General features: G+C 71.5%; 26 protein-coding genes. 9 read left to right on the top strand and 17 right to left on the bottom strand.

Annotation, left to right across the window (positions count from 1 at the left end; all coding sequences use genetic code 11):
• Positions 1 to 324: hypothetical protein (locus ACFW3L_RS22235; protein WP_378743435.1), on the top strand; the 324-nt coding region annotated here is incomplete at its 5' end.
• 158 nt (positions 325 to 482) lie between these two features.
• Here ACFW3L_RS22235 and ACFW3L_RS22230 read toward each other — a convergent pair.
• The 6 genes from ACFW3L_RS22230 to acs all read right to left on the bottom strand — a co-directional run bounded on the left by ACFW3L_RS22230 (position 483) and on the right by acs (position 8526).
• Positions 483 to 968: a SixA phosphatase family protein gene (locus ACFW3L_RS22230; RefSeq protein WP_378743434.1), complete on the bottom strand. Its 486-nt coding sequence runs from the start codon at positions 966 to 968 to the stop codon at positions 483 to 485.
• 347 nt (positions 969 to 1315) lie between these two features.
• Positions 1316 to 3745: a sodium-translocating pyrophosphatase gene (locus ACFW3L_RS22225; protein WP_378743433.1), complete on the bottom strand. Its 2430-nt coding sequence runs from the start codon at positions 3743 to 3745 to the stop codon at positions 1316 to 1318.
• Positions 3746 to 4369: 624 nt separating this feature from the next.
• Positions 4370 to 4885 carry a DUF309 domain-containing protein gene (locus tag ACFW3L_RS22220; protein WP_378743432.1) on the bottom strand — a complete coding sequence of 172 codons (516 nt, stop codon included), beginning with the start codon at positions 4883 to 4885 and terminating at the stop codon, positions 4370 to 4372.
• Between the two features lie 7 nt (positions 4886 to 4892).
• The gene (locus tag ACFW3L_RS22215) at positions 4893 to 5837 is read right to left on the bottom strand and encodes an alpha/beta fold hydrolase (RefSeq protein WP_378743431.1); all 945 of its coding nucleotides are present in this window, start codon (positions 5835 to 5837) and stop codon (positions 4893 to 4895) included.
• Between the two features lie 6 nt (positions 5838 to 5843).
• Complete coding sequence (locus tag ACFW3L_RS22210) at positions 5844 to 6332, bottom strand: phage holin family protein (protein ID WP_378743430.1); 489 nt, start codon at positions 6330 to 6332, stop codon at positions 5844 to 5846.
• 223 nt (positions 6333 to 6555) lie between these two features.
• Positions 6556 to 8526, bottom strand: a complete 1971-nt coding sequence (gene acs, locus ACFW3L_RS22205; RefSeq protein ID WP_378743429.1) for an acetate--CoA ligase — start codon at positions 8524 to 8526, stop codon at positions 6556 to 6558.
• A 205-nt stretch (positions 8527 to 8731) separates the two neighbouring features.
• On the opposite strand from acs, the gene ACFW3L_RS22200 reads away from it, so the two are divergent.
• From ACFW3L_RS22200 to ACFW3L_RS22180, 5 genes are all read left to right on the top strand, one after another.
• Positions 8732 to 9544, top strand: a complete 813-nt coding sequence (locus tag ACFW3L_RS22200) for an oxidoreductase (protein WP_378743428.1) — start codon at positions 8732 to 8734, stop codon at positions 9542 to 9544.
• 953 nt (positions 9545 to 10497) lie between these two features.
• Complete coding sequence (gene ssd, locus ACFW3L_RS22195; RefSeq protein WP_378743427.1) at positions 10498 to 11553, top strand: septum site-determining protein Ssd; 1056 nt, start codon at positions 10498 to 10500, stop codon at positions 11551 to 11553.
• Between the two features lie 17 nt (positions 11554 to 11570).
• The gene (locus ACFW3L_RS22190; RefSeq protein WP_378743441.1) at positions 11571 to 12764 is read left to right on the top strand and encodes a TadA family conjugal transfer-associated ATPase; all 1194 of its coding nucleotides are present in this window, start codon (positions 11571 to 11573) and stop codon (positions 12762 to 12764) included.
• A complete protein-coding gene (locus tag ACFW3L_RS22185) occupies positions 12752 to 13426 on the top strand; it encodes a type II secretion system F family protein (RefSeq protein ID WP_378743426.1) in 675 nt (224 codons plus the stop codon). The genes ACFW3L_RS22190 and ACFW3L_RS22185 overlap by 13 nt, the downstream gene beginning before the upstream one ends.
• A gap of 37 nt (positions 13427 to 13463) precedes the next feature.
• Positions 13464 to 14204: a type II secretion system F family protein gene (locus ACFW3L_RS22180; RefSeq protein ID WP_378743425.1), complete on the top strand. Its 741-nt coding sequence runs from the start codon at positions 13464 to 13466 to the stop codon at positions 14202 to 14204.
• 44 nt (positions 14205 to 14248) lie between these two features.
• Here ACFW3L_RS22180 and ACFW3L_RS22175 read toward each other — a convergent pair whose 3' ends face one another.
• The 6 genes from ACFW3L_RS22175 to ACFW3L_RS22150 form a co-directional block, all read right to left on the bottom strand.
• Positions 14249 to 15325, bottom strand: a complete 1077-nt coding sequence (locus ACFW3L_RS22175) for a CU044_5270 family protein (protein ID WP_378743424.1) — start codon at positions 15323 to 15325, stop codon at positions 14249 to 14251.
• Positions 15313 to 15876 (bottom strand): RNA polymerase sigma factor, encoded by a 564-nt coding sequence (locus ACFW3L_RS22170; RefSeq protein ID WP_378743422.1) that lies wholly within the window; start codon positions 15874 to 15876, stop codon positions 15313 to 15315. The genes ACFW3L_RS22175 and ACFW3L_RS22170 overlap by 13 nt, the downstream gene beginning before the upstream one ends.
• 680 nt (positions 15877 to 16556) lie before the next feature.
• The gene (locus ACFW3L_RS22165) at positions 16557 to 16958 is read right to left on the bottom strand and encodes an Rv3654c family TadE-like protein (RefSeq protein ID WP_378743420.1); all 402 of its coding nucleotides are present in this window, start codon (positions 16956 to 16958) and stop codon (positions 16557 to 16559) included.
• 38 nt (positions 16959 to 16996) lie between these two features.
• Positions 16997 to 17356, bottom strand: a complete 360-nt coding sequence (locus ACFW3L_RS22160) for a TadE family type IV pilus minor pilin (protein WP_378743418.1) — start codon at positions 17354 to 17356, stop codon at positions 16997 to 16999.
• Positions 17334 to 17507, bottom strand: a complete 174-nt coding sequence (locus ACFW3L_RS22155) for a DUF4244 domain-containing protein (RefSeq protein WP_378743416.1) — start codon at positions 17505 to 17507, stop codon at positions 17334 to 17336. Before ACFW3L_RS22155 ends, ACFW3L_RS22160 begins: the two co-directional genes overlap by 23 nt.
• Positions 17508 to 17610: 103 nt before the next feature.
• Positions 17611 to 19902, bottom strand: coding sequence for a DEAD/DEAH box helicase (locus ACFW3L_RS22150; RefSeq protein ID WP_378743414.1), 2292 nt, complete (start codon positions 19900 to 19902; stop codon positions 17611 to 17613).
• Between the two features lie 233 nt (positions 19903 to 20135).
• Between ACFW3L_RS22150 and ACFW3L_RS22145 the strand changes: the two genes are divergently transcribed.
• The gene (locus ACFW3L_RS22145) at positions 20136 to 20483 is read left to right on the top strand and encodes an STAS domain-containing protein (protein WP_026119772.1); all 348 of its coding nucleotides are present in this window, start codon (positions 20136 to 20138) and stop codon (positions 20481 to 20483) included.
• 13 nt (positions 20484 to 20496) lie between these two features.
• The gene (locus ACFW3L_RS22140; protein ID WP_378743411.1) at positions 20497 to 21048 is read left to right on the top strand and encodes an ATP-binding protein; all 552 of its coding nucleotides are present in this window, start codon (positions 20497 to 20499) and stop codon (positions 21046 to 21048) included.
• 126 nt (positions 21049 to 21174) lie between these two features.
• On the opposite strand, the gene ACFW3L_RS22135 is transcribed toward ACFW3L_RS22140, so the two are convergent.
• From ACFW3L_RS22135 to nth, 3 genes are all read right to left on the bottom strand, one after another.
• Positions 21175 to 22353: a MarP family serine protease gene (locus ACFW3L_RS22135; RefSeq protein WP_378743409.1), complete on the bottom strand. Its 1179-nt coding sequence runs from the start codon at positions 22351 to 22353 to the stop codon at positions 21175 to 21177.
• Positions 22354 to 22376: 23 nt separating this feature from the next.
• Positions 22377 to 23030, bottom strand: coding sequence for an NUDIX hydrolase (locus tag ACFW3L_RS22130; protein WP_378743407.1), 654 nt, complete (start codon positions 23028 to 23030; stop codon positions 22377 to 22379).
• 139 nt (positions 23031 to 23169) lie between these two features.
• A complete protein-coding gene (gene nth / locus ACFW3L_RS22125; RefSeq protein ID WP_378743405.1) occupies positions 23170 to 23940 on the bottom strand; it encodes an endonuclease III in 771 nt (256 codons plus the stop codon).
• A gap of 299 nt (positions 23941 to 24239) precedes the next feature.
• On the opposite strand from nth, the gene ACFW3L_RS22120 reads away from it, so the two are divergent.
• Positions 24240 to 24914 carry a Crp/Fnr family transcriptional regulator gene (locus ACFW3L_RS22120; protein ID WP_187294582.1) on the top strand — a complete coding sequence of 225 codons (675 nt, stop codon included), beginning with the start codon at positions 24240 to 24242 and terminating at the stop codon, positions 24912 to 24914.
• A gap of 116 nt (positions 24915 to 25030) precedes the next feature.
• Here ACFW3L_RS22120 and ACFW3L_RS22115 read toward each other — a convergent pair whose 3' ends face one another.
• Positions 25031 to 25837 (bottom strand): MBL fold metallo-hydrolase, encoded by an 807-nt coding sequence (locus ACFW3L_RS22115; RefSeq protein WP_378743403.1) that lies wholly within the window; start codon positions 25835 to 25837, stop codon positions 25031 to 25033.
• Positions 25838 to 25934: 97 nt separating this feature from the next.
• On the bottom strand, positions 25935 to 26774 hold the full coding sequence (locus ACFW3L_RS22110; protein WP_378743401.1) for an NUDIX hydrolase: 840 nt from the start codon (positions 26772 to 26774) through the stop codon (positions 25935 to 25937).
• Positions 26775 to 26828: the final 54 nt, after the last annotated feature.

The raw sequence follows: 26828 nt of genomic DNA, 5'->3' as shown, positions 1-26828 counted from the left end.
AAAATCAAACACGCGCTGTTGAGTTCTCAAGAAACAATCGCTCTTCCCGTACAAGCGCCAGAGTCCGAGACTCTGTCTGCTCTTCCGGAGAAGGCCTCTGCGTTTCCGCTTTGTTGTGTCTTTACTTTATCAGGTGTTCCGCGCCCCGCCAAATCGGCGGTTTGTGGCAGCGTTTCCGCTAAACACGAGATCGGGGTAAAGCCCGTTTGCTCCGTTTGGTTCCGAGTTGCTGCCTTGCGGCTTTTGCTCGTTTCCTTGAAGCGACTCTCCGAGTTTACATGGCCCGAGCAGTGCTCGAACCGCTGTGTTTCGGAGATTGTCTGACTCGAAGATCTGATCACGCCCACGGAGAGCCCGTGTTCGTTTCGACCGAGAGGATCCTGGTCCCTCCTTGCGACCTTGGGCCGGTCGGAGGCGACTCGGAGAACATTACCCCTCGGGTCGGAGCGGCGCAAACGGTTCCGCGCATGACGTGGGTCACATCAGGTGAGGACCCGTCCGTCTCCCGTTCCCGGGGCGGCGTACAGCCACTCCACCTCCAGTGACACGGCCGCCACGGTCGCCGGGGAGAACGCCGTCAGGGCCTCGGGGCCGACGAACGACGCGGCCACCTGGGCGATGGTCGGGTTGTGACCCACCACCAGGACGGTGTCGGCGTCGGCGTCGACCTGGTTGACCAGTTCCATCAACTCGTCCACCCCGGCCAGGTACGCGGACCGGGAGTAGTCGACGGCCACATCCGCCCCCGTGTTCGGGTCCATGGCACCCAGGACCCCGTCCAGCGTCTGGCGGGTCCGCTCGGCGGTCGAGCAGATCACGTGGTCGGGGACGTGACCGAGCTCGGTCAGGACCCGCCCCACCCGTGCGGCCTGTTCCCTGCCCCTGCCGGTGAGGGAGCGATCGTGGTCGATCACCCCGTGACCGTCCTCCGCCTGCGCGTGGCGCATGAGCAACAGTGTGCGACTCATGACGCGAGCGCCGTCGCGACGATGGCGAGCAGGGCCATGAAGCCCAGCATCGCCCCCACGATGACCATCAAACCCTTCATCCCGGACAAGGCCCACTCCCTCGCTCTGGCTGTCCCCGCTGTCTGACCGCTCCGCCGGGTCCCGCACGGACGCGTCCACCCAGGTTAGGTGTGCCCCTGATGTCCGGTACCGCGCCCTCACCACACGCGGCGCGGCCGCCCGGTCGGTTCCGGACGGCCGCGCCACCTGTTCGTTCCGGCCCGGTGGCCCGGACCGGGCCTCAGGCCTGGTCGGTCACCGCGGACCGGGGCTTCGGGCGTCGCCGCCCTCGTCACCCGTGGTTCGGGTCAGCCCTGGTTGGCCTCCCCGGCGCGGGCCTCCTCCCTGCGCTCGCCGTCCTCCTTCGCCGGAGCGGCGGCGTCCCCGCCCGCGACGTCGGTGTCCTGGTCCCCGCCTCCGGTGACCGCACCACCGTCACCTGCCTCCGGGGCGTCCTTGGGCGCGGACGCACCGCTGGTCTCCGCCAGGTCCGTCTCGGTACCCGACCCACGGTTCTTCGACCACAGGACGGCGCCGACCAGCACACCGACCGCGACCACGGTCACCCCGACCCGCAGGGCGACGTTGTCCGCGTAGATCACCACGCTGGGCGCGACGATCAGGGCGACGAGGTTCATCACCTTGAGCAGCGGGTTGATGGCCGGTCCGGCGGTGTCCTTGAAGGGGTCACCGACCGTGTCACCGATGACGGTCGCCTCGTGGGCGGCGGAACCCTTGCCGCCGTGGTTACCGTCCTCCACCAGCTTCTTGGCGTTGTCCCAGGCGCCGCCGGAGTTGGAGAGGAACACGGCCATGAGCACGCCCGCGGCGATCGCGCCGCCCAGGAAGGCGCCGAGCGGGGCGTACCCGAAGGCGAAGCCGACCGCGATGGGCGCCAGGACCGCGAGAAGACCGGGGGTGACCAGCTCCCGCAGCGAGTCCTTGGTGCAGATGTCGACCACCCGCGCGTACTCCGGCTTCTCCGTGCCGTCCATGATCCCCGGACGAGTGCGGAACTGGTTGCGCACCTCCAGGACCACGCGCTGCGCGGCCCGGCCGACGGCCATGATCGCCAGGCCGGAGAAGAAGAACACGACGCTGGCGCCGATGATGACGCCGACGAGCACGTCGGGCTGGTCCAGGGAGAGGGAGAAGACGTCGGTGCCTCCGAGCCGCTCCTGGACCGAGGTGCGGAAGGCGCCGAAGAGGGCGGTGGCGGCCAGGACCGCCGTGGCGATCGCGATGCCCTTGGTGATCGCCTTGGTGGTGTTGCCGACCGCGTCGAGCCCGGTGAGGATGTCCGCGCCCTTGCCCTCGACGTCCCCGGACATCTCCGCGATGCCCTGGGCGTTGTCGGAGACCGGGCCGAACGTGTCCATCGCGACGATGATGCCGACCGTGGTCAGCAGGCCCGTTCCGGCGAGGGCGACGGCGAACAGGCTCAGGGTGATGGACCCGCCCCCGAGGAGGAAGGCCGCGTACACGGCACCCGCGATGAGCAGGGCCGAGTAGACCGCCGACTCCAGGCCGACGGAGATGCCGGACAGGATGACGGTGGCGGCACCGGTCTGCGAGCTCTCCCCGATGTCCCGGACCGGACGCTTGTCGGTCTCGGTGAAGTAGCCGGTGAGCAGCTGGATGGCCGCGGCGAGCACCAGGCCGATGAGGACCGCCGCGATCGCGATGAACCTGGGGTCGGGGTTGGTCCCTGCGTCCGCGATCTCCTGGAGGACGGTGTCGCTGACCCCGGACATCTGCTCGAAGCTGCTGGGCAGGTACCAGAAGGCCGTGACGGTGACCAGGACGGCGGAGATCGCGGCGGAGATGAAGAAGCCCCGGTTGATCGCGGTCATCGCGCTGCGGTCCCGGGTCCTGGGCGCCACGATGAAGATGCCGATGATCGCGGTGAGGACACCGATCATCGGGACCAGCAGCGGGAAGACCAGGCCCTCGGTACCGAAGGCGACGCGGCCGAGGATGAGCGAGGCGACGAGCACCACGGCGTAGGACTCGAAGAGGTCCGCGGCCATGCCCGCGCAGTCGCCCACGTTGTCACCGACGTTGTCCGCGATGGTGGCGGCGTTGCGCGGGTCGTCCTCGGGGATGCCCTGTTCGACCTTGCCGACGAGGTCGGCGCCGACGTCGGCGGCCTTGGTGAAGATGCCGCCGCCGACACGCATGAACATCGCGAGGAGGGCGGCGCCGAAGCCGAAGCCCTCCAGGACGATGGGGGCGTCGCCCCGGTAGAGGAGCACGACGAGGGCGGCGCCGAACAGGCCGAGGCCCACGGTGATCATGCCCGCGACGCCGCCGGTGCGGAAGGCGATCCGCATGGCGGTGTGGTTGTCGCTCTCCGTGCCTCCCCGGGCGGCGGCGGCCACGCGGACGTTGCCGCGTACCGCGAGCCACATGCCGATGAACCCGGTGGCGGCCGAGAGCAGCGCGCCGAGCGCGAAGAAGACCGACCGGCCGATGGCGATGGCCCATGTGTCGGCCGGGAGCAGCAGAAGGAGAAGGGGAATGGCGACGACGAAGACCGCGAGGGTGCGGAACTGTCGTTTCAGATAGGCCGCGGCTCCTTCCTGTACCGCGACCGCGATGTTGCGCATTCGCTCGGTGCCCTGGCCGGCGGCGAGTACCTCACGAACCAGCATCCCCGCGACGGCGAGCGCGAGGAGCGCGACCACCATGACGAGGATGACGAGGGTGAGGTCCCGGCCCTCCAGTGCCAGTGCCATGCCACTTCCCGTGGCGAGGTTGAGCCCAGACAATCCGTCCTCCTTGAGACGGGCACGTCCTTTTCGGCCCCTGGTCGGAGGTGCGCGGGCGATCGGCCACGTGGGCTCCGGTGCCGCGCACCGCCGTGGACGTACCGCCGTCCGAAGGCTCCTGAACTGGATCGACGGCACGCTTGCCGGGGTCGAAGCGGTGCCACCTTCCTGTGTGGTGAACGCCGCCCGCAGTCACGCACGCGCGGACGGTGATCCCGGGATTCTACGCACGGAACCGAATAAAGCAGAGGGTCGATTCGGCATTTGTCCAAGAGAGATGAAAGATGTGATCTCACGGTGATCCTGGGAATCGGATAAATGCCTTCAGTGGCATTGTTGAGCTCGCATAGGCTCGCATAATGCGTTAACTCGATGTTAACGTTAAAGTACGCATAAAGCCTGGAACATGGAAGTTGCCCCTTTGGCCTCATCCAACACACGGGACCCAGGCGCAACATCCGAACCGCGCCCGCCCCGGTACACCACGAGGTTCCACACCGCTACGCGCTGGTCCGCCCCGATCCACGGCACGGGGTGGGGCCCTCCCCCGGAATCGAGAGGCGAAGGGAACGGTTGTCGGACCGTACGGAACTACGCTCGACGCAGCCGCATCCCGGAGGCGTCGATCCCGTCCCCCGAGGTCGCCACACCAGAGTCGAGGTCGTCGGCCAGTCCCCGCGCGAACGCCGCCACTCCGGCCACGTCCACCCCGTGGGGTGCGTCCGGCCCGAAGGTCTCGACCCGGTCCGCGCCACGTCTGAGCAGCCGGGCCGCGCCCACCCGGTTGCCGCGCTGGGCATGGGTGACGCCGACCGCCGTCTGCGCGAGGCCCCGCCACAGCTCCCGCTCCGGGTCCGGAACCGACTTCCAGACGGCTTCGAGCACCTCGTGCGCGGTGAAGGCGAAACCGCCGTCGAGCAGGCGCTGCGCCTCCGCGATGCCCTCCTCCACGGTGAACACCGCGTCGTCGGGCACCCGGTCGACCTCACCGACACCGCCGTGCGGCATCGGACGGCCGTAGCGGTCACGCGGGCGCTGGTTCTGAGCCTGGCCGGACTCGTTGCGATCGCGGACGCCGTCCGCCCCGGGCCGGGGTTCCCTGGTCATACGTTCCTCACCGCCGTTCGCCGTCGGCGCCCCGGTCACCCGTGACACCGAGTCCACCGTCGACTTCCCGCAACCACCCTACGAGAGCGCGCTCCACCTCGCGCGGGCGCTCCTCGTGCGGGAAGTGTCCGGCGCCCGGCACCTCCACCCACCGGTAGGGGCCGCGCACGAACCCGCGGGAGGCGCGGGCCACCCCGGGCGGACACACCCGGTCCAGTGCCCCGTGGACCTGGAGGACGGGCACACCCACCGGGTGCCGCATGCTCATCCCGTACCTGAACCCGTCCGCGCGGAACCGCGACCGGAAGATCCAGCGGTGGTACTCCAGCGAGCAGTGCGAGACCTTCGGGATGGCGAACGCGAGGCGGTAGCGCTCCGCCGTCTCCGGGTCCGGCCATCCGGGAGCTGACCACGAGTCCAGGAGCTCGCCCACCCGGACACAGCCGTCGGTGAGGAGTCGGTGCTCGGGCAGGACCGGCACCTGGGCACGGAGCAGGTGCGGGGTGCCCGGCCCCCCGGAGAACAGGACACGGGCGGCCCGGCGGGGGTGGGGCGCTGACACGGCGGCCAGGGCGCGTACCACCCCGGGGTGGTGGGCGGTCATGGTCCAGCCGACCAGTCCGCCGACCCCGTGGCCGACGACGACGGCGTCAGCCGCGCCGAGCGCGCGGACCAGGCTCGCCATGTCCTGGGCCAGTCCCACGAGGTCGTAACCGCGCGGGGTCTTGTCGCTGGCGCCGTAGCCGCGCAGGTCGACCGCGACGGCGCGGTATCCGGCCTCGGCCAGACCGGTCAGCTGGGCGCGCCACGCCCACCAGAACTGGGGGAATCCGTGCAGGAGGAGGACGAGCGGGCCCTCACCGAGTTCGGCCGCGTGGAACCGGGCACCGGCGGCGCTGACCGTCCGGTGGGTCCAGGGGCCGTCGACGTAGGCGGCCGAGTCGTCCAGCACCGGGAACTATCGGCTGGCGGGTTCGGATGTCTCGCTGTCCGCGACGGTCTCGACCGCACCGTCCCTGGGCGGGCGGATGTCGCCGCGCAGGATGCCCATGAGCCGGGAGGCGGTGACCGCCGTGCGGGCCAACCCCTGGCGGCGGCGGAGGTTGATCACGGCGACCAGGATGAGGACGGCGGCGATCAGCAGGTAGAAGCCGGTGACGGTCAGGAAGGAGAGCCAGAAGGCCCACCCGACCACCTCGGCGAGGAAGAGCCCCACGGTGACCGAGAACAGGATCAGGACGAGGTGGAGGACGAAGGCCGCGGCCCCGAACTCACCGACGCTCTTGCCGATCCTGGTGGCATCGGCCTTGGCCTCGAGCTTGGCGAGCCTGATCTCCAGCCGAACGATGCGGGAGAGGTTGTCGGTGGCGTCGGAGACCAGCTCACCGATGGAACGGTCGGAGTCGCTGGCAGTGCCAGGTCGGCCGGTACCCGGCTTGTCCACCATCGTGGGGGTTCCCTTCTCTCGGTCCGTACACGTGGATGATCCTCCGCATCCTCGCACATGCCCTCCCTCCCGTGTCTCTCACGGCACGCAAAACCGGAGGCTTCGGTTTCGTCACGTGGGTGAGCGGGAACGGCGCCCCGTCCCTTCGGAAGGGGCGGGGCGCCGTGGTGTCCGGGCCGATCGGTGGCCGGGAACGCCGCGCGGGGTCGGGCGGTCGGACCGGTCAGTCGCCCTTCCTGGCGGAGGGCAGCTGCTTGGCGATCACGTCCATGATCGACGAGTCGGTCAGGGTCGAGGTGTCACCGACCTCCCGCTCCTCCGCGATGTCGCGCAGCAGGCGCCGCATGATCTTGCCGGACCGGGTCTTGGGCAGCTCGGGAACGGCGAGCAGCCGCGCGGGCTTGGCGATGGGGCCGAGCGACGTGCCGACGTGGTTGCGCAGCTCCTGGACCAGGTCCGCGGGGACCTCCTCGGCACCGCCGCGCAGGATGACGAAGCCGACGATGGCCTGACCGGTCACCTTGTCGACGGCCCCCACGACGGCCGCCTCCGCGACCTTCGGGTGGGAGACCAGCGCGGACTCCACCTCGGTGGTGGAGATGTTGTGGCCGGAGACCAGCATGACGTCGTCCACGCGGCCGAGCAGCCACAGGTCGCCGTCCTCGTCCTTCTTGGCCCCGTCACCCGGGAAGTAGAGGCCCTCGAAGCGCGACCAGTAGGTGTCCTTGTAGCGCTGGTCGTCGCCCCAGATGCCGCGCAGCATGGACGGCCACGGCTCGCGGATCACGATGAAGCCGCCCTCGCCGTCCGGGACGGACTTGCCCTCCTCGTCCACCACGTCCGCGACGACGCCCGGGATGGCGCGCATCGCGGCGCCGGGCTTGCCCGAGGTGACTCCGGGCAGCGGGCTGACCATGATCGCGCCGGTCTCGGTCTGCCACCAGGTGTCCACCACCGGGGTCTTCCCGCCGCCGATGTTCTTCCGGTACCACATGTAGGCCTCGGGGTTGATGGGCTCACCGACCGAGCCGATCACCCGCAGGCTGGAGAGGTCGTACTCGGCGGGGATCTCGTCGCCCCACTTCATGAAGGTGCGGATCGCCGTGGGCGCCATGTAGGCGATGGTGACCTTGTACTTCTCGATGAGCTCCCAGAAGCGGCCCTTGTGCGGGGTGTCCGGGGTGCCCTCGTACATGACGACGGTGGCCGCGTTGGAGAGCGGGCCGTAGACGATGTAGGAGTGGCCGGTCACCCAGCCGATGTCGGCGGCGCACCAGTAGACGTCGGTCTCCGGCTTGAGGTCGAAGACCGCCCAGTGGGTGTAGGAGGCCTGCGTGAGGTAGCCGCCGGTGGTGTGCAGGATGCCCTTGGGCTTGGCCGTGGTGCCGCTCGTGTACATGATGTACAGCGGGTGCTCGGCGTCGTGGGCCTCGGGGGTGTGCTCGGTGCTGGCGGTCTCCACGACGTCGTGCCACCACACGTCGCGCTCGTTCCACTCGACGTCCTGACCGGTGCGGCGCACGACGAGGACGTTCTCGACGGCCGGGCGGTCCGCGACGGCGCCGTCGACGGCGGGCTTGAGGGCGCTGGGCTTGCCGCGCCGGTAGCCGCCGTCCGCCGTGATGACCAGCTTGGCCTGGCTGTCGTCCAGGCGCTGGCCGAGCGCGTCCACGGAGAAGCCGCCGAAGACGACCATGTGCACGGCGCCGATGCGGGCGCAGGCGAGCATGGCGACGACGGTCTCGGGGATCATCGGCATGTAGATGGCGACGCGGTCGCCCTTGGTCACGCCCAGCGAGGTGAGGGCGTTGGCCGCCTGGCAGACCTGGTCCTTGAGTTCGGCGTAGGTGATCGCGCGGCTGTCGCCGGGCTCCCCCTCCCACTGGAGGGCGACGCGGTCACCGATACCGGCGTCGACGTGCCGGTCCACACAGTTGACGGAGGCGTTGATCTGGCCCCCGACGAACCACTGGGCGTAGGGCGGCTGCCAGTCCAGGACGGTGTCCCAGGTCCGCTCCCACTGGAGCCTCCGGGCCTGCTCCTCCCAGAAACCCAGGCGGTCACCGTTGGCCGTGTCGTAGGCGTCGGCCTTGACGTTGGCGTTCTCCGCGAGATCCGCGGGCGGCGGGAAGCTCCTGGTCTCGTGGAGAAGGTTGGACAGTGTCTCCTGGCTCGGGGGAGTGCTGTCGGCCACTGTGATTCTCCTTACGTCGGCTGTGCGTCCAGCCTAATCATGTGGTCCATACCGGGGGAACAGCCGGGTCGGCGTACAGCGACCGCGTGGCGCGGGCGCGCGACGAACGGTCGGTGAACGGTCGCCGGTCCGCGACGAGCGGTTCCCGTGGAGCCCGCCCGGGCCGTGGAGCGCTCGGTGTTACCGACGCGTAGTGTTGGTTTTCGTGAGCGAATCGACTTCTGCATCCCCGTCCGACCCACTGTCCCGGATCGCCGGTCTTCCGGGGGTGAGCGACGCGGTGAACGAGACGCGGACCCTGGTCGACAGGCTGCTGGGGCACCGCGTCCTACGCCGTCGGAGCAGTGACGTGTCCATGGAGTCCTCCCTGCGGGGCGCGTGCGCGTCGGCCGCCTTGGAGGGCGCCGAGGTCTCGATGGAGGAGATCCGCGAGGGGCACGTGTACGACACCCGGATCAAGGGCGCGCTCCGTGTCGGCGGCGAGCTGGGCACGATGGTGGACACCTGGCCCCAGGCCCCCCGGCAGGCGCTGGCGCGGCTGCACACCCTGGCGGCGGCCGACGCGGTCTCCGAGGACGCCCTGGGCCGCCCCCGGCTGGAGGGTGAGCGGGTCGAGGACCCGCTGGACCTGGGTCCGGCCCCGAGCGCGGCGGAGGCCGCCGCCCGGCTGGAGGGCCTGTACGCGCTGCTCGGCGCGCGGACGAAGGTTCCCGCCCTGGTGACGTCGGCGCTGGTGCACGGCGAACTGATGGCGATCCGTCCGTTCGGCTGGGGGGACGGGCTGGTGGCGCGCGCCGCCGAGAGGCTGACGCTGGTGGAGCGCGGCCTGGACCCGAAGTCGCTGGTCACGTCGGAGCTGGGTCACCAGACCCTGAGGGACGAGTACGCCCCCGCGTTGCGCGCGTACATGTCCGGCACCGCCGACGGTGTCGCGGAGTGGGTCGTGTACTGCTGCCGCGCGGTGCGGGCCGGCGCCCAGGACTCCCTCGCCACGTGTGAGGCGCTCAAGCGCGGTTGATCCGAGCGGAACCGAACAGCGTTCGACGAACCGTGTTCGGGCTCTCGGATAATCGCCAGTTCACTCCACTCGGTGTTTTGCCGACAGGCAATGCCGCGAACGCGTCTCATTTCGATCACGCTTGACCGGGCGCGAATGTTTCCTGATTGCTCGCGCACATGCACGTGCATGTGAACGGCACTCCAGAAGACCGTCCGGGGTGCCGTTCACGGTAGGCGGGATCGTGTTAGCAGATGCCACCGCATATAGTCCGACCTGGAGAAACTCGTCTTTCCCAAGCTCGCCCCAGCCCCGGGGGATCGGGGGTCACGCGGCTTCTCGACCCACACGTGGGAGCCCCCTCAGGGACCGTCTCCTTTGTTTGTGGCCCGGGAACCCTTCTTCCAAAAGGTGGCGGGGCGAAGTTTTTCTGTTGGATTCCCGAACCCATACTCAGGGTCTCGTGATAGCGTCTGTTCTGGAGTCGCGCGAAGGGTCGACAGCGACGGGCCAAAACTCCGGGCTACTCGTCCTAAAGGACACAAGCCGCCAATACGGACATTGCGCCCGCGAATCATCGTCGTTCCTCGCGAGAAGTACGAACACCGGAACCCCGCACGGGGTTCCGCGCGTACGGACCACGCTCCGATGGACCCTTCCCCGGAGAGCGGGCCCCGGCCTGTCCCCCCGAGGCCGGAACCGAGTGGCCCCCAGTTCCCCCTGTGGGGTCCGCTCGACGACGTCCGCTCCGTCTCACCTGACGGGCCGGGACGCACGACAGCCCCCGTACGTGCGTCCCGCCCGCCGGGTGGGGCCACCGGTCCCCGACGCCCCTCCCCCGCCATCGGTCACCGCGCGGGGTCATCCACGGACATCGCCCCGGGTTATCCACAGGCGCGCACGTGTGGCTTCCGCCGCGCCCCCGCTTCGGCGAAGGTCGAAGGGACAGGTTCCCGCCCTTCCCGGAAGGTCCGATGGACGCCCCGCAGCGCACCCTGATCGCCACCGCAGACCCCGACCTCCTCGACGACCTCCTCCGGCTGGCGGCGGCCGCCGCCACCGAGGTCACCGTCGCCCCCGACCCCGAACAGGCCCTGCGCGCGTGGAGCGGCTCCCCGCTCGTCGTGGTCGGCCACGACCTGGACCCCGCCCTGCGCGCGGCCGGACCCCCGCCCCACCCACGGGTCGCGGTGGTCGCCCACGACACCGAAGGCACCCGTCAGGAGGGCGTCCACCTGCTACCGAGGGACGAGTCGGCCCTCGTCGACCTGTTCTCCTCCGTCTCCGACCGCTCCCCGGCACCCGTGGTCTCGGTGGTCGGCGGTCGCGGCGGCGCGGGGGCCAGCCTCCTCTCCGCCGCCCTGTCCCTGGCCGGGGAGAGGGCCGGACTGGCCACGGCCCTGCTCGACGCCGATCCGCTCGGCTGCGGACCCGACGTCTATCTGGGGTGCGACCACAGCGACCCACGGACCCGCACCGGCTGGGCCGACCTGCTCCGCCAGCGCGGCCGCGTGCCCTGGCGGACCCTGCGGGACGGTCTGCCCCGGGTCGGCCGGGTGGACGTGCTCACCTGGGCCCGGCGCGACGGCGGCGAACAGGGGCACCCGCTCCCCGTGGGTGCGGCACGGGCCGCGCTGGACTCCGCCCGTCGGGGCACCGACCTGGTGGTGACGGACCTCCCCCGCTGTTTCGACCCGGGGACCACCGTCTTCCTCAACCACTCCACCCTCGTTCTCGTCGTGGTCCCCGCCGACGTGTACTCAGTGGTCTCCGCCGCGCGGATGACCCACCGCCTGCGGCAGGAGACCGCACGGGTGCGCGCGGTGGTGCGCGGGGCAGGGGGCGGCCTGTCCACGGGGGTGGTCACCGCGGCTCTGGGAGTGGAGCTCGGCGCCGACCTGCCCCCGGAACCGGGGCTGTCCCGCACCCTGCGCGTGGGCGAGGTCCCCGCCCGGCACCCCCGCTCGCCGCTGGCCCGCTACGCGGACCAGGTCGTGGGTTCCCTCGTCCACGACCGGGTGGCTCGGTGAACGCCGTCTGGGACCGCCTGACCCACCGGGCGCCCGCCCGGACGACGGAGCCCCCTGCCGAGGACTCCGTGCTGGAACGGGTCCGCGACCGGTTCGTGGCATCCGGCGCGCCGGTCACCCCGGCCAACGTCGCCACCGCGATCCGCTCTGCGGGCGGCGCCCTGGGCGACCGGGAACTGCTGGCGATGACCAGGCGGCTGGCCGCCGACCTGTCCGGGGCCGGCCCCTTGGAGGAGCTGCTCACCTCCGACGTCACCGACGTCCTGGTCAACGGCCCGGACCAGGTCTGGGTCGACTCCGGGGAGGGGCTGCGCCGGGTCCGCGACGTCCGCTTCGCCTCCGAGGACGAGGTCCGCAGGCTCGCCCAGCGGCTCGCCTTCCAGGCGGGACGCCGCCTCGACGCGGCCGCTCCCTACGTGGACGCCCGCCTTCCCGGCGGCGCCCGGCTGCACGCGGTACTGCCGCCGATCGCCCCCGAGGGGGCCTGCCTGTCCCTGCGGATCCCGCCACGGAGGGTGTTCGGACTCGGGGCGCTGACCGCCAGCGGCACCCTGACCACCTCGGGCGCGGACCTGCTCCGCGCCCTCGTCTCCCGGCGCGAACCCTTCCTGGTCAGCGGCGGGACCGGAACGGGGAAGACCACGCTGCTCTCCTCACTGCTGTCCCTGGTGGCCCCCGAGGAACGGATCGTGCTCGCGGAGGACTCCCCCGAGCTCCGCCCCGAGCACCCGCACGTGGTGCGCCTCCAGACCCGCCCCGCCAATATCGAGGGCAGTGGGGAGGTGTCCCTGGAGACGCTGGTCCGTCAGGGCCTGCGGATGCGACCGGACCGGCTCGTGGTCGGTGAGGCGCGCGGCCCGGAGATCGTGTCGTTGCTGGGTGCCCTCAACACGGGGCACCGAGGTGGCGCCGGAACCCTGCACGCGAACGGGGCGGAGGAGGTGCCCGCCCGGGTGGAGGCCATGGGGTGCGCCGCCGGGCTCAGCCGTGGCGCGGTGCACAGCCAGCTCGCCGCCACCGGGGTCCTGGTGGTCCACCTGGTCCGGGACCACGGAGGGCGCCGCCTGTCCGAGATCCGGGTCCTCCGCCAGGGTGACTCCGGCCTGGTGCGGGCCGAGCCGGCGGTCTCCTTCACTGCGGACGGGCGCAGACACGACCACCCCGGCGCCGAGGAGGTGGCGGCCCGCCTGGGGCGGGGGTGGCGACGGTGACCCTCCTGGTGGTGTGCGCGCTGGCCGCCGCTCTGGCCTGGTCCGCGCCCACGGGCTGGTACCGGATCGCGGCCCTGGTGCCCGCGCGCCCGCGCCCGGTTCTCCGGTTCCCCCGGCTCCGCCCGACATCGCCGCTCATCCGCCGCGCCCTGGCGGCGGAACGACGGTGGGCGGTGGTCCAGCTCTGCCGGGTGATGGCGGTCGAGCTCCGCTCCGGGCAGCCCCCGGAGACGGCGCTGCGGGTCGCGGTCCTGGAGACCGGCCCGGTGGTCGGCGCGGTGTCGGACGTGGCCTCACTCCGCAGGGCCGCCGAACGGGAGGAGGGCCTGTGGGCGCTCGCCTACCTCGCCGCCTGCTGGGAGGTGGCGGCGGAGACCGGTGCCGGGCTGGCCGGGGTGGTGGACGAGTTGGCGGAGAGCCTGACCGAACGCGAGGAGCAGCGCGGCGAGGTGTGGGCCAGAACCGCAGGTCCGCGCACCACCGCACTGGTCCTGGCCGGGTTGCCGCTGGTGGGGATGGCGATGTCGGCGGGGCTGGGCGGTTCACCACTGGTGTTCCTGTTCACCACACCCGTGGGCCTGCTCTGTCTGGGGGCCGGGGTGCTGCTGGACCTCCTGGGCGCCTGGTGGACCCTGCGCATGGTCCGGGGAGCGGTGGCGTGAAGCCGGTCCGGCGAGGAAGAACGCGGAAGGAGGAGGCATGTTCTTCGAGGTGATGGCGGTGCTGTTCGCAGCGGGCTCGGTGTGGGTCCTGTGCGGTTCGGACCGTCCACGGGTGCTCCGGGAGGTCCTCGGCGCCCGCGTGCGCCCCGAGGGCGACCACGGACGAGGCACCGGGCTCGGGCACGGAGCGGGGCCGTGGCTGCGGCTCGTGGCCCTCGTCGGAGGCGCGACGCTGCTGGTCGCGCTCCTCGGATGGATGGGCGCGCTGGTCGCGCTGGGGGTCGGCGCCCACCTGTGGTGGCGTTCCCGTCGGGGCCGACGCCGGTCCGCGCGGCTGCCGGTCACCGACGACCTCCCCGTGCTCATCGGACTGCTCGCGTCGGGAGTCCGGGCCGGGGCCACGCTCCCGGCGTGTCTGGGCGCGGTGGCCGGAGCGGCACGCGGCGACCTCGGCACGGAGCTGTTCGCGGTCCGGGACCAGCTGAGACTGGGTGCCGAGCCCGCCCTCGCGTGGGAGCGCTCGGCGCTGCCCGCGCCCCTGGTGGCCGTCGGCGCGGACCTGGCCCGGGCCGCCGAGACCGGCGCCCCCGTGGCGGACCTGCTCGACCGGCACGTGCGGGACCTCCGGCGCCGGGCGAGGTCGGCGGCCACCGCCCGCGTGGAACGGCTGGGGGTCCTGGTGGTCGCCCCGCTGGGCCTGTGCTTCCTGCCCGCCTTCGTCCTGATCGGCATCGTGCCCATGGCGGCCGAACTCCTGTCGGCCGCCCTCTCCCACTGAGGAGACGGGGGCGGTGGACCCCGGTCCACCGCCCCCGCGTCGGGTCAGGGGCGCTGACCGATCTCGCTGACCCAGCCTGACCACACGAAGCCGACCTGCTCGGTGAGGAGCGGGTACTCCAGCCCGAAGTCGGCGGCGTCGCCGTAGTCGGGGTCCTGCTCCAGCACGGTGGTGTCGCGGTAGAGCAGCGCGCCGTCCTCGGCGTCGTACATGTACCGGACCTCGGACACGCGTCCTTCGTCCTCGACGGTGAAGGAGAACAGCTCGCCCTCACGGTTCAGGGTGTCGGTGGCGGTGCCCAGATAGGTCACGTCCGCGACCTCCGCGAGCACCCGCTGGACCGCCGCCTCCTCCGCGCCGGACAGCGGGCGTGACTCGTAGAGTCTGTCCGCCGCGTTGGCCACTGCGGGCAGGGTCTCGTCGATCGGTCCCTCACCGAAGTCCGCGAGCACCTCCAGCATGCCGTCCGTGTCGGTGGGCAGTTCTGCGGGCCAGACCAGGCTCTCGTGCAGGGTGTCCTCGTGTGACTCGCTCCCCTGCTCCAGGAACCACTCGTGGTCGGCCTCCTCGCCCCCGGTCTCCAGCGGGGGCTTCGGCTCGGTGTCCAGGCGGGTGTTGCCCTTCGGGTCCTCCCAGCCGGTCCAGTCATAGGGGACGAACCGGTAGCCGTACGTCTCGTCGGGGTCCTCGTCACCGGCGTTGGCGGTGAGCAGGTGGAGCTGCGTGCCGGTGGTGGACACGAAGGCGACGTCACCCTCACCCGGAGCCGCGCCGCGCGCCTCGGTGACATCGGCCAGTTCGGTCAGCGGTTCGGTGCCGTCGACCGGCGCGCCTCCGGTCACCTCGATGGGTTCGGGCTGCGCGGCGTAGGCGAGGGGGATGCCCGTGGGGTCGTCGCCGGGCAGGATGATCACTCCGGCGCCGACGGCGAGGGCGGCGGTGGCCGCACCGGCGGCCAGGACGGGGACGCGCTTCCACAGGGGACGGGCCATGGTCTTCTCTTCCTCCAGTTTCGCGATGGCGTCGAGACGCGCCCGCTGTCGGGACTCGGGGGTGGGGCGCGCGTCCTTGGCGGGGTCGGTGCCCTCGAACGCGTTGCGCAGGGCGGTCAGGTCGTCCACGGGGCCTCCTTCAGGACGCGGACCCGAGCGGGTGCGGGGGCGTCTTCCTTCATGTACGCGGTGAGTTTCCTTCGAGCCCGGTGCAGACGGCCGCGAGCGGTGACGTGGGTGCAGCCGACGACCTTCGCCGCCTGGCGGCAGTCGAGCCCCTCCCAGGTCACGAGCATCACGAGTTCGCGTTCGACCTCCGTCAGCCGGGCCAGTGCCGCGAGGGCACCGGCACGGTCGAGGAACTGGTCGGCGTCGTCGTGGTGGGGCGCGCCGGACTCACGCCCGAGCGATTCGGCGATCAGCCCCTGCCGTCGCGCCGTGCGCATGTGGGCGAGCCCGATCCGGCGGGCGCAGGCGTAGAGCCAGGGCAGTTCCTGCCCCGGGGGCACGCGCCCCCGACGCCGCCAGGCCACGACGAATGCCTCCGAGGCGACGTCATCGGCCTGGTCGGGCCCCACACGCCGTCGCGCGTAGCGGTAGACCGCGTCGTAGTGCTCTTCGAACATGTCGTTGAAGTCGCGTCGGTCGGAGTGTTCGTCTCCGGCCCGGCCTTCTCGCATCGGCGTTCCTCCCGTTCTCTCACCCGTCTATGTCTGTGGAGGGGTGTGTGTTCGGTCGGGAGGAGACTTTTCTTGCGGACCCGTACATGACCCGGGTCACAGGAGGCCTGCCCGTCACCGGAGGCCTGCCCATCACCGGAAGCCCGCCCCGTCACTGGAGGGCTATCCATCACTGGAGTCCCGCCCTTCACTGGCGGTGGAAGGGTACCCGTCGGGACCCGACCACCTGGGAGGTTGGGGCCGCGCGCACCACGAGCTCCCCCGGGACCGAAAGGACCGACGGGACCTGGAGCGGCCCCGTCCCCCGCCGAAGGCCCGGGACGGAGGAACCGGCCTCGCCCTGAGCCCTCGGGCGAGGCCGGGCATCGAACCGGGCGCCGGCCCGGTCACCGAAGTCACGTCCAGGCCGGACCCGATCGCCCGGCGGGGCCCGAGCTCTCCCACCTCGACCGTGACGACCGCGCACACCCGTCCCCCGCCGGGGCGTGGTGAGCCGACTTCACGGGGGCAGGACCACACCTGCCCCACCGGCGGCGGTCGCGTCACTCGGGGACGGGTCCGGCTCGGGACGGGCGGCGAGCCCTAAGGACCGGCCCGGCGGGCGGTCGGCTCACTCGGGACGGTGGACGGGTCAGCTCGGAAACGGGCGGCGAGCCCTACGGACCGGCCCGGCGGTCGGCTCACTCGGGATGGTGGACGGGTCCGGCTCGGGAACGGGCGATGACCTCGTGGGGCAGGGACGAGGCGGTGCGGGACACCGTCACCTCGACGGTGAGGCCGTCCAGGTCACAGGTGTCGAGATCCGCCCCGTTGGCCTCGGCGGTCCGTCGGGCCACCGCGCAGGCGGCGTCCGCTCCCTCGTGCACGCGGGCCGCCGCCGCGAGGGCGGCGAGGTCGGCGGCGGTCGCCGCCCGGTCCCGGTCCAGGCGTGCCGTCGAGGTGAGCAGCACGGCGTGGACCAGGAACCAGAGGACGAGACTGAGCGAGATCCACCAGACCGTCGCGGAGCCCGCGTCCGCCGAACCCGGCGCCCCCGGTCCCCGTCCGCGCGGAGCAGGCCCCGGGGCGGGCGAACGTCCCATCGGGCCGGGAACCTCCGGGGCCGCCGCGGAACCCCGGCTCACCGCCCGTGCGCTTCCAGGGGGACCGCGGCGTCGGCGCCGACGCTGATCGGCGGGGCTCGGAGCGGACCGATCCGGAGTTCGGCTCTGACGGTGACCCGGGCCGTGCCGTCTGCTTCGGAGAACTCCACGCCGGCCTCCTCCGGCGCGGCCGACAGGGCCAGGGACCGGGCCCGTTCGGGCGGTTCCCCACGGGCCAGGGCCCGGGCCCCGATCCGGGCCGCGTCGGCACAGGAGAGTCGGGCCTCGGCGGCGGCGATCCCGCCGAGGGCGACGGCCAGCACGAGCATGAGGGTGGGAAGCAGCATGGCGGCCTCCATCGTCACGGAGCCGCGGTCAGTGGCGGGGCTGGAGGGCATCGACGAACACCGTGGTGAGCGCGGCCGAGACGGGTTCGCTGGTGGCGATGAGGTAGAGCACCCCCGCGATGGCGACGGCGGCGATCGTGCCGACCGCGTACTCGGCGGTGCTCATGCCGCGGTCGAGGGTGGACGTCGGGAAAGAGAACATCGGGCCTCCCGGGTGGTCCGGGAGGAGTGGGTTCCGCCCGGTCCTTCCAGAGTGCGGTGCCGTCCGGCGGAGGGGAAGGCGTCGTCCCCGGCCTGTGGACAACTCAGCTCCCGGCGCCCAGGACCTCGTCGAGGAGGCGGAGGGCCCCGGACTTGCTCAGGGGCTCGTTACCGGTCCCGCACTTCGGCGACTGGATGCACGAGGGGCAGCCCTGTTCGCACTCGCAGTCCGCGATCGCCGCGCGGGTGGCGGTGAGCCACTCGCGGGCCGCCGCGTGGCCGCGTTCCGCGAACCCGGCGCCGCCCTCGTAGCCGTCGTAGACGAAGACCGTCAGCTTCCCCGTGTCCGCGTGCACGGCGGTGGACACCCCGCCGATGTCCCAACGGTCGCAGGTGGCGAGCAGGGGCAGCAGGCCGATCGCCGCGTGCTCGGCGGCGTGCGCGGCGCCGAGGAGGGGGACGTCCTCCCCGCGCAGCCGGTCCTCGCCCTCGCGGGGCAGCGTCCACCACACCGCGCGGGTCTGGAGGGTGCGCTCGGGCATCTCCAGGGACTGCTCCCCCAGGACCGAGCCGGTGCGCACGTCCCGTTTGAGGAAGCCCACCACCTGCCGGACCACCTCGACCTCCCCGAAGCAGACCGACGCCCCGCTGGGCCAGGTCTCCTCGCGGAGCACCGACCGCACGGAGATGTCCGTGGTGTCCCGCGCCCAGGTGCTGTAGGGCGGTTCGGCGGCGTGCACCAGGGCCACGCCCTCGTCCAGGTCGAGGTCGTCGACCAGGTAGGTGGCGCCCCGGTGGAGGTAGACCGCCCCCGTGTGGACGGTGCCGTGCGCGGCCGCCTCGTCGATCTCCCCGAGCAGCAGCCCGCTGGCGGTGTCGACGATCTGGACCGGCGGCCCGCCCGCGCCCCGAATATCGGCCAGGTCACTTGCCCGTTCGTGACTCGTCCAGAACCAGCCCCTGGGGCGCTTCCTCAGTAGTCCCCGGTCCACGAGTTCCGCGAGTTGGCCCTCGGTGGACTCACCGAACAGGGCGAGGTCCTCCCGCGTGATCGGGAGCTCCTGGGCGGCCGCGCACAGGTGCGGGCCGAGGATGTGCGGGTTTTCCGGATCGAGGACGGTGGCCTCCACCGAACGGCCGAAAATGGCCTCCGGGTGGTGGGCCAGGTAGGTGTCCAGGGGGTCGTCCCGCGCGATGAAGACCGCCAGGGCGTCCTCACCGCGCCGTCCGGCCCGGCCCGCCTGCTGCCACAGGGACGCGAGCGTGCCCGGCCAACCGGCGATGAGCACGGCGTCCAGCCCGCTGATGTCCACACCCAGTTCCAGGGCGTTCGTGCTGGCCAGACCGAGGAGCTCCCCCGTGCGCAGGGCCTCCTCCAGTTCACGCCGCTCGCTCGCCAGGTACCCGCCCCGGTACGCCGCGACCCGCCCTGCCAGATCGTGCTCGCCGTTCTCGGTGAGCATCCGCTGGGCGTTCATCGCGACCACCTCGGCTCCCTGACGCGAACGCACGAAGACCAGCGTCCTGACTCCGTCCCGGACCAGGTCGACCAGCATCTCGGCGGCCTGGGAGGGCGCGGTGCGGCGCACCGGGGCTCCGTTCTCGCCGGTGAGGTCGGTGAGCTCGGGCTCGACCAGGGCCACGGACATCCCGGGCCGGGGCGAGCCGTCCTCGCTCACGGCGGTGACCGGGACCCCGGTCAGCCGGGTCGCGCTCTCGGCGGGTGAGCCCGAGGTGGCCGAGGCCAGGACGAACACCGGCTCCGAACGGTAGCGGGCGCACACCCTGCGCAGACGCCGCAGGATCTGGGCCACGTGCGAGCCGAAGACCCCCCGGTACCGGTGCGCCTCGTCGATCACCACGTAGCGGAGCCGCCGCAGGAACCTCGACCAGGCCCCGTGCCGGGGCAGGATGCCGTGGTGGAGCATGTCCGGATTGGTCAGGACGTAGTTCCCGTGCTCGCGCACCCAGGAGCGTTCCTCGGGGGTGGTGTCGCCGTCGTAGACGGCCGCGCGCATGGCCGAAAGTCCCAGGTCCGTAATCCATCTGAGCTGGTCCTGGGAAAGCGCTTTCGTAGGAGAGAGGTAGAGCACTGTCCCGCCTGAGTCAATCGCGTCCACAGCGGGCATAAGGAAGCCAAGCGACTTCCCCGAGGCTGTACCCGTGGCTATGATCACATCACGGCCCGAGCGTGCGAGGTCGGCGGCGGCTGCCTGGTGGGACCACGGACCCGTGATCCCCCGTTCGGCCAGTCGTTCGACCAGGTGGGGGCCTGTCCAGTCCGGCCAGTCCCCACTCACTCCCGCGTTGCGGGCCACATGCTCGATATGGGTGACCTGCGGGTATCGGGTGTCGTCACGCCACACACCGGGGAGCGCGGGCTCCGATCGCCTCATCGAGTCCCCTCCTCACTGGACACGTTCACGAGTCGTGGGCCCTCGTTCCGAGACGCGGGGCACCGCTCGACGTCGGTTTCAGTGTGACATCCGGGGTAGGAGTGGCGCGGGGTCGCCGTTTTTCCGTGCATGACGGACGGACATTCGCGACACCCGTGGTTGAATGCGTGCTGGTGGGGTAACGCCCGGCAGAGATACTTCGCGATATTTCGCGGTTCGGCGCTGGAGGACTTGTGGATTTGAAGCTTGATCACTACACCGAGGGCGACACCGAGATCGTCGTCGTTGAGGGTGAGATCGATGTCTATACCGCGCCCCGGCTCCGCGAGCTGCTGATCGACCTGGTCAACAAGGGCAACTTCCACCTCGTGGTGAACATGGAGAAGGTGGAGTTCCTGGACTCGACGGGCCTCGGTGTGCTTGTGGGCGGGTTGAAGCGGGTCCGTGCCCACGACGGGACGCTGGACCTGGTCTGCACCCAGGAGCGGATTCTGAAGATCTTCCGGATCACCGGACTGACCAAGGTGTTCGGTATCCACAGCTCGGTGCAGGAAGCCATCGACAAGCGTTCGTCGAAGTAACCCAGAGCGAGCGATGGCAACCATCACGCTCACGATCAGCGCGCTCCCGGCCCACGTGCGCACGGCCCGGCTCATGGCCGCGACCGTCGCACGTCGGGCGGGTATCGCCGCCTCCGCGATCGACGAGATCAGGCTGGCGGTCGGTGAGGCCTGTTCACGGGCGGTCGCGGCGCACAAGCTGCACTGCCCCACAGAGCCGATCCTGCTCCAGCTGATCGACGGCAGCGGACCCGATCCGGTGACGGACCCCCGGGCCGACGCCCCGAACCCGACGCCGCACTCCAACGGGAGCGCGACACGACGGTTCGAGGTGGTCGTCTCCGACCGTGCCCCCGCGAAGGACACCGAGGAGACGACCCACCTGGAGCCGTTGCTCGACGGCCTCTTCCTCGACGGAGAGGACACCCCTCCCGGCGGGATCTCCGGTTTCTCCCCCGGCCTCGGCCTGGCGGTGATCACCGGCCTCGCTGACGAGGTCAGCATCGAACCCGAGGAGTCGGGCACGGTGGTCCGGATGAGCTGGCCGATCCAGACGGACCAGACCCAGAACCCGAGCTCGAACTAGACGTCAACGTCACGAGGGGGCGCCTCCCGCACGGGAGGCGCCCCCTCGTCGTTCCCGGGTCTGGGACCGGTGGCCCCGGGGGCCCGGGACCGGTGATCAGTCGTCCGGTCCCGGGTGCCCCGTGGCTCAGTCGCAGGTCTGGGAGGAGACCTCCGCGGTGGCGGTCAGCCCCTCCTCCGCGTTGGCCGCGACCTCGTCCGCGGTCAGCACGTACCCGGTCTCGTCCTCGTTGGTGGCCGCGGCGAACACCACGCCGTACACGGTGCCGTCGGGCGCCAGCAGCGGGCCGCCGGAGTTGCCCGGGCGCACCACCGCGCGCACCTGGTAGATCTCCCGGCTCACCTGCTGGGAGTGGTAGAAGTCCGAGCCCTGCGCGGTCTGCTTGGCGCGGATGCGGGCGGGGACGGCGGTGAACCCGCTGTTGCGCGGGAACCCGGCCACGACCGCGTCGTCGCCCTGGGCCGCCTCACCGTTGAAGTCCAGGGGCTCCAGGTCCATCCCTGGCACGTGCAGCACGGCCAGGTCCTGCTGGGCGTCGAAGAGCACCAGGGTGGCCTCCAGCTGGTGCCCGTCGCGGGTGACCACGCGCAGGTCCTCGGTGACCCCGGCGACCACGTGGGCGTTGGTCATGATGCGGTCCTGACCGTAGGCGAAGCCGGTGCCCTCCACCCTCCGCTGGCACGAGGGGGCGGTGCCCAGCACCTTGACCACGCTGCGGCTGGACTCGATGAGCTCCGGGGTCGTGAGGACGTCGGGGTCCGGCGGTTCCACCTCCGCGAGCTCACCGGTGCCCAGACCGCTGAACACCTGCGGGAAGGCGCTCTGGTCCACCACCCGCCGGAAGGTCGAGAAGCCCTGGTGGGCGGCGTCCGGCATCAGCGCGTCCACCGACTGGAGGATGCGCGACTCCTTGACCTGCTGCGACACGTACGGCAGGGCGGAGTTGGCCACCGTGCTGCCGATGAACCAGGCGACCAGGAGCACCGAGATCCCGCTGACCACGGCGCCGCCGAGCGCGTCCACGACGCGTGCCGAGTCCCAGGTGACCTTGTTGCGCACCATGGTGCCCAGGTAGGACGCCAGGAACTGGCCCAGGGCGGCGGACAGGAACACCACGGCGATGGCCAGCAGCGCCTGCCGACCGGGGTCGGCCACCCAGTCCTGGATGAGCCCCGGAGCGGTGAGCGCCGCGACGATCCCCCCGCCGATGAAGCCGACGAAGCTGAAGACGCCGACGATGAATCCCTGCCGGTACCCCGTCACCGCGAAGAGCAGCAACAGGATGACCAGAACCGCGTCGAGCACGGATGCCCTCCAAGAAGTGAGCGTTACCCGACCGGGCGCAGGCCCTGCGGGGTGGCTTCGAACTCGTCAGTGAGACCCCGGTCGCGCCAGGGAAGTTCCCATCCGCCGAGCACGAGGAGGCTGTCGATGATCGCTCCCGTGAATCCCCAGACGAGCATGCCGTCCACACGGAAGCCCGGACCCCACATGGGGCCTCCCCCGTAGCGGACCTTGACCCTGTTGGCGGGCTCGGCCAGGTCCGCGACGGGGACCCGGGCCACGGCCGCGACCTCCCCGACGTCGGCGGCGCGCACCTCGGAGGGTTCGCGCCACCAGCCGAGGATGGGGGCGACCCGGAAGTCGCTGAAGCTCAGGTAGAGCTCGGGGAGGCGACCGACCACGTCGATCCCGTCCGGCACGGCCCCGGTCTCCTCCTCCGCCTCGCGCAGGGCGGCCGCCTCGGGGGAGGCGTCGGTGGGCTCGATCCGTCCGCCGGGGAAGGCGGGTTGGCCCGCGTGGCGGCGCAGCCCGGCGTTGCGCTGGATGAGCAGCAGGTCGGGGCCCAGGTCGGTCTCTCCGAAGAGGATGAGGACCGCCGACTCCCGCCCTCCCCGTTCCGGCGGGCGCATCGGCTTGGGTACCGGCATCGTCCGGGCGGCGTCCGCGAGAGCGGACAGCCAGAGCGGGGTCGAGTTCATACGCAGGGAACCTGTTCCGGGGGTTGTCGCGCCGACGTCTGTGCGGGTGCGGACGCCTCGGGAGCCGGTGTGCGCGCACTCACGTGCTTCAGGGTACAAACCGCGGCGACCCGCGCCCGCGTCCCAGGGCGCGCGGCGGTCAGGCGAACGAGCGCATGCGGAGCAGCTTGGTGGCGGTGGCGGCGTCCGTGGGGCCCTCCCCGAAGGACGGGCACCAGCGGGCCACCCCGCACGCGCCGCAGGCGGGCCTGCGGGCGTGGCAGACGCGGCGGCCGTGCCACACCACGCGGTGGGAGAGCATCGTCCAGTCCTTGGGCGGGAAGAGCTCCCCGATCGCGTGCTCGACCCTGACCGGGTCCTCCTCGTCGGTCCACCCGAAGCGCCTGACCAGACGACCGAAGTGGGTGTCCACGGTGATCCCCGGCACATCGAAGGCGTTTCCGAGCAGTACGTTTGCGGTTTTTCGCCCTACACCGGGTAGTTTGACCAGGTCGGTGAGGTTTCCAGGGACCTCGCCGCCGTGTCGTTCGCACAGGGCCTGGCCCAGCCCCAACAGGCTGTTGGCCTTGGCCCGGAAGAACCCCGTCGAACGAATCATCTCCTCCAGCTCCTCGCGGCTGGCCGACGCGTAGGCCTCGGCGTCCGGGTAGCGCGCGAAGAGCGCCGGAGTGACCAGGTTGACCCGCTTGTCCGTGCACTGCGCGGACAGGATCGTCGCGACCAGGAGCTCCAGCGGGGTGGTGAAGTTCAGTTCGGCGTGGGCGTCCGGGTACAGCTCCGAGAGCTCCCGGTACATCTTCCGGGCGCGGCGGACCAGCGCGAGTCGGCTCTCACCGGTGGGCGTGGCGTTCTCCGGCACGGCCGCGTCCTCTTCGGACGCGGTGTGGCGGAACTCTGGAGTGTGGGACATCGTCACAGGGTAGGCGTCCGGTCGTGGGGCACGTCCGGGTCGACTCACCCCGGCGCCGGGATTCCACCCCGCGCCGACGTTTCGGCTGGTGACCGAGATTATGTAACCAATGTCCGGTCACCCGGCGCGGACAAGCCCTGACCCAAGTCGACAACGACTAGGATCACATGGGCTGACGTCGGCTGTTGTGGGCACGTTGTCTCCCGGCGGACAAGCCGTGGTAACGAACTGGTTTCCCACCCGGTTGCGATATACGTCACACTGTTGACGGTCAGGTTTTAGGAGGACGTGTGGACGAGATCAACGAGGTGCTCCGGAAGGCCCCTCTGTTCGAGGCGCTGGACGAGGAGGACACGGCCGCGCTCCGCTCCTCGGTGAACGAGGTGCGTCTCGGTCGCGGTCAGACCCTGTTCAACGAGGGTGACGAGGGCGACCGCCTGTACGTGATCCTCAGCGGGAAGGTCAAGCTGACCCGCACGGCCGTCGACGGCCGCGAGAACCTGCTGGGCGTGCTCGGCCCCAGCGAGATGTTCGGTGAACTGTCGCTGTTCGACCCGCGCCCGCGCACCGCGAGCGCCGTGGCCGTCACCGACTCCGTGCTCGCCGGGCTCGGCCACGACGACCTGCGGCCCTTCCTGTCCAGCCGCCCGCAGGTGGGGCTCCAGCTGCTGAAGTCGCTGGCCGCCCGACTGCGCCGGACCAACGACGTGATGGCCGACCTGGTCTTCACCGACGTGCCCGGCCGCGTGGCCAAGGCGCTGCTCGAACTCGCCGACAAGTTCGGCAAGGAGGGCGACGACGGCCTGCACGTGCACCACGACCTCACCCAGGAGGAGCTGGCCCAACTGGTGGGCGCCTCCCGCGAGACGGTCAACAAGGCCCTGGCCGAGTTCGCCCTGCGCGGCTGGCTGCGGATCGAGGCCAAGGCCGTGGTCCTGCTGGACGTCGAGCGCATGCGCCGCCGCGCCCGCTGAACGACCCCAGCCGAACCACAGACGCTGTGCGGCCGTCACCCTCCGGGGTGGCGGCCGCAGCGCTGTCAGGGGCCTCTCAGGCGCTCTCCGGGCCGTGTGGGGCCGTGGCGACGGCCCTATTCCACGAAGCCCTCGGGGAGCTCGCCCCTGGTCGCGAGGTAGCGCAGCTGCGCCCGGACCGAGGAGGCCGCGGCCGGACGGATGCTCTCGACCACGTCCGGGTAGACGCGGTCGATGATCGCCCCGACCCCCTCCGCCCCGGCAGCCACGGCGTCGCGGACCTGCGCCAGACGCGCCTCGCGGTGGTCGATGTAGGAGGTCAGCGCCGCCGACGGTGATGTCAGAACTGGTCCGTGCCCGGGGAGGAGCGTCCGCACCTGGTACTCCTCCACCAGGTCCCGGAGCCGGTACAGCGAGTCCAGGTAGGGGGCCAGTCCGTCGTCCCCGTCGATCACCGTGGTGCCGTGGCCGAGGATCGTGTCCCCGGTCAGGATGGCGCCGTCGGCCTCCACCAGCAGGCTGATCGAGTCGTCGGTGTGCCCCGGCGTGGCGATGACCCGGACCTCAAGGCCGTCCACGTCCAACAGCTGACCGTCCTCCAGCCCCGCGCCGCCCACCCGTACCTCCGGGTCCACCGCGTGCACCGGGGCCCCCGTCAGCTCGGAGAGGTACCGGGAGCCCTCGGCGTGGTCGAAGTGCCGGTGCGTCACCACGGCCATCTGGACCTGGGCGCCCTGTTCCTGCACGATCCGCGCCACCCGCTCCAGGTGCCGTTCGTCGTGCGGGCCGGGATCGACGACCAGCACCCCTCGGGCACCCGGCTCACGCAGGATCCAGGTGTTGGTCCCCTCCAACGTCATCGGGCCTGGGTTGGGGCAGAGCACGCAGGCGGCGCGCAGTGTCCCGGAACCGTCGATCCTCATCGCACCTCGCTTCGATCGGGCGACCCGGACCCGTCCGGCGGGACCCGCTGGGGGCCGCTCGGCGACGGGGAGCCGCGCACCGCCGGGGGGCGGACGCTCACTGTGCCGCGCCGGGCCCCGGAAGGGGGAAGTCGCCGCCGTCCGGCGCCACGACACGGATCTGACCGTCTATCTCCCGAACGTCCGGTTCGATGGGAACGATATCCCGTCGGGCCTCCCGCACCCCCTGGAGGGTCCGCCGGTCGGCCAGCTCGGCACAGGCGATCACGGTCGGCGGCAGCATGGGCATCCGCCCGGCGCTCCACTCGTCCGCGACCACGGCCGGGTCGGTCCACCGCGTGAGGTCCGCCTCCCCGCCGACGTCGCGCGACTCCTGTCCCGGAGGGAGTTCGGCGGTGAAGAACCAGGTGTCGAAGCGGCGCGGCTGGCTCCTGGGGGTGATCCACCTCGCCCACGCGCGCAGCCACTCCGAGCGCAGCACCAGACCGCGCCGCCGCAGCACCTCCGTGAAGGAGTGGGTGCGGTCGATCAGGCCGAGCCGGTCCCGCTCCCAGTCGTCGGTCGCGGTGTCAAGGGTGATCTCCTCCTGGTCGGCCCGCTCCGGTTCGCTGGCGAGCAGCACACCGGTCTCCTCGAAGGTCTCCCGTACGGCCGCGCACACCAGGGCCCGGGCCCGGGGCACGTCCGTTCCCAGGATCCCGGCCCACTCCTCCGGGGAGGGACCGGTCCAGGGCAGGTCGCCGTCGGAGTCCCGCTCGTCCACGCGGCCGCCCGGGAAGACGTAGGCGCCCGGGGCGAACCCCATGGAGGGCACCCTGCGCATGAGCAGGACCTCCATGGGGCGTTCGGCCCGCGCGGCGTCGGAGCCCGCCGCCGGACGCAGCAGCATCACGGTGGCGGCGGGGCGGGGTCGGGCCACACCGTCGTCCTCGGTCATCGACACACTCCCGTCGTTCACGAGGGCCCGCGCCGTGGCCCGGTCGTCCCCGGG

Origin of the sequence: Nocardiopsis sp. NPDC058789, from assembly GCF_042745575.1 — a bacterium.
GTDB lineage: Bacteria > Actinomycetota > Actinomycetes > Streptosporangiales > Streptosporangiaceae > Nocardiopsis > Nocardiopsis eucommiae.
This window is presented reverse-complemented; position numbering and strand designations above follow the sequence as displayed.

Coding starts and splice junctions, on each gene's coding strand:
- ACFW3L_RS22230 (WP_378743434.1), bottom strand. CDS start 968: ATGAGTCGCACACTGTTGCTCATGCGCCACGCGCAGGCGGAGGACGGT.
- ACFW3L_RS22225 (WP_378743433.1), bottom strand. CDS start 3,745: ATGGCACTGGCACTGGAGGGCCGGGACCTCACCCTCGTCATCCTCGTC.
- ACFW3L_RS22220 (WP_378743432.1), bottom strand. CDS start 4,885: ATGACCAGGGAACCCCGGCCCGGGGCGGACGGCGTCCGCGATCGCAAC.
- ACFW3L_RS22210 (WP_378743430.1), bottom strand. CDS start 6,332: ATGGTGGACAAGCCGGGTACCGGCCGACCTGGCACTGCCAGCGACTCC.
- ssd (WP_378743427.1), top strand. CDS start 10,498: ATGGACGCCCCGCAGCGCACCCTGATCGCCACCGCAGACCCCGACCTC.
- ACFW3L_RS22180 (WP_378743425.1), top strand. CDS start 13,464: ATGTTCTTCGAGGTGATGGCGGTGCTGTTCGCAGCGGGCTCGGTGTGG.
- ACFW3L_RS22170 (WP_378743422.1), bottom strand. CDS start 15,876: ATGCGAGAAGGCCGGGCCGGAGACGAACACTCCGACCGACGCGACTTC.
- ACFW3L_RS22165 (WP_378743420.1), bottom strand. CDS start 16,958: ATGGGACGTTCGCCCGCCCCGGGGCCTGCTCCGCGCGGACGGGGACCG.
- ACFW3L_RS22160 (WP_378743418.1), bottom strand. CDS start 17,356: ATGCCCTCCAGCCCCGCCACTGACCGCGGCTCCGTGACGATGGAGGCC.
- ACFW3L_RS22155 (WP_378743416.1), bottom strand. CDS start 17,507: ATGTTCTCTTTCCCGACGTCCACCCTCGACCGCGGCATGAGCACCGCC.
- ACFW3L_RS22150 (WP_378743414.1), bottom strand. CDS start 19,902: ATGAGGCGATCGGAGCCCGCGCTCCCCGGTGTGTGGCGTGACGACACC.
- ACFW3L_RS22140 (WP_378743411.1), top strand. CDS start 20,497: ATGGCAACCATCACGCTCACGATCAGCGCGCTCCCGGCCCACGTGCGC.
- ACFW3L_RS22130 (WP_378743407.1), bottom strand. CDS start 23,030: ATGAACTCGACCCCGCTCTGGCTGTCCGCTCTCGCGGACGCCGCCCGG.
- nth (WP_378743405.1), bottom strand. CDS start 23,940: ATGTCCCACACTCCAGAGTTCCGCCACACCGCGTCCGAAGAGGACGCG.
- ACFW3L_RS22115 (WP_378743403.1), bottom strand. CDS start 25,837: ATGAGGATCGACGGTTCCGGGACACTGCGCGCCGCCTGCGTGCTCTGC.
- ACFW3L_RS22110 (WP_378743401.1), bottom strand. CDS start 26,774: ATGACCGAGGACGACGGTGTGGCCCGACCCCGCCCCGCCGCCACCGTG.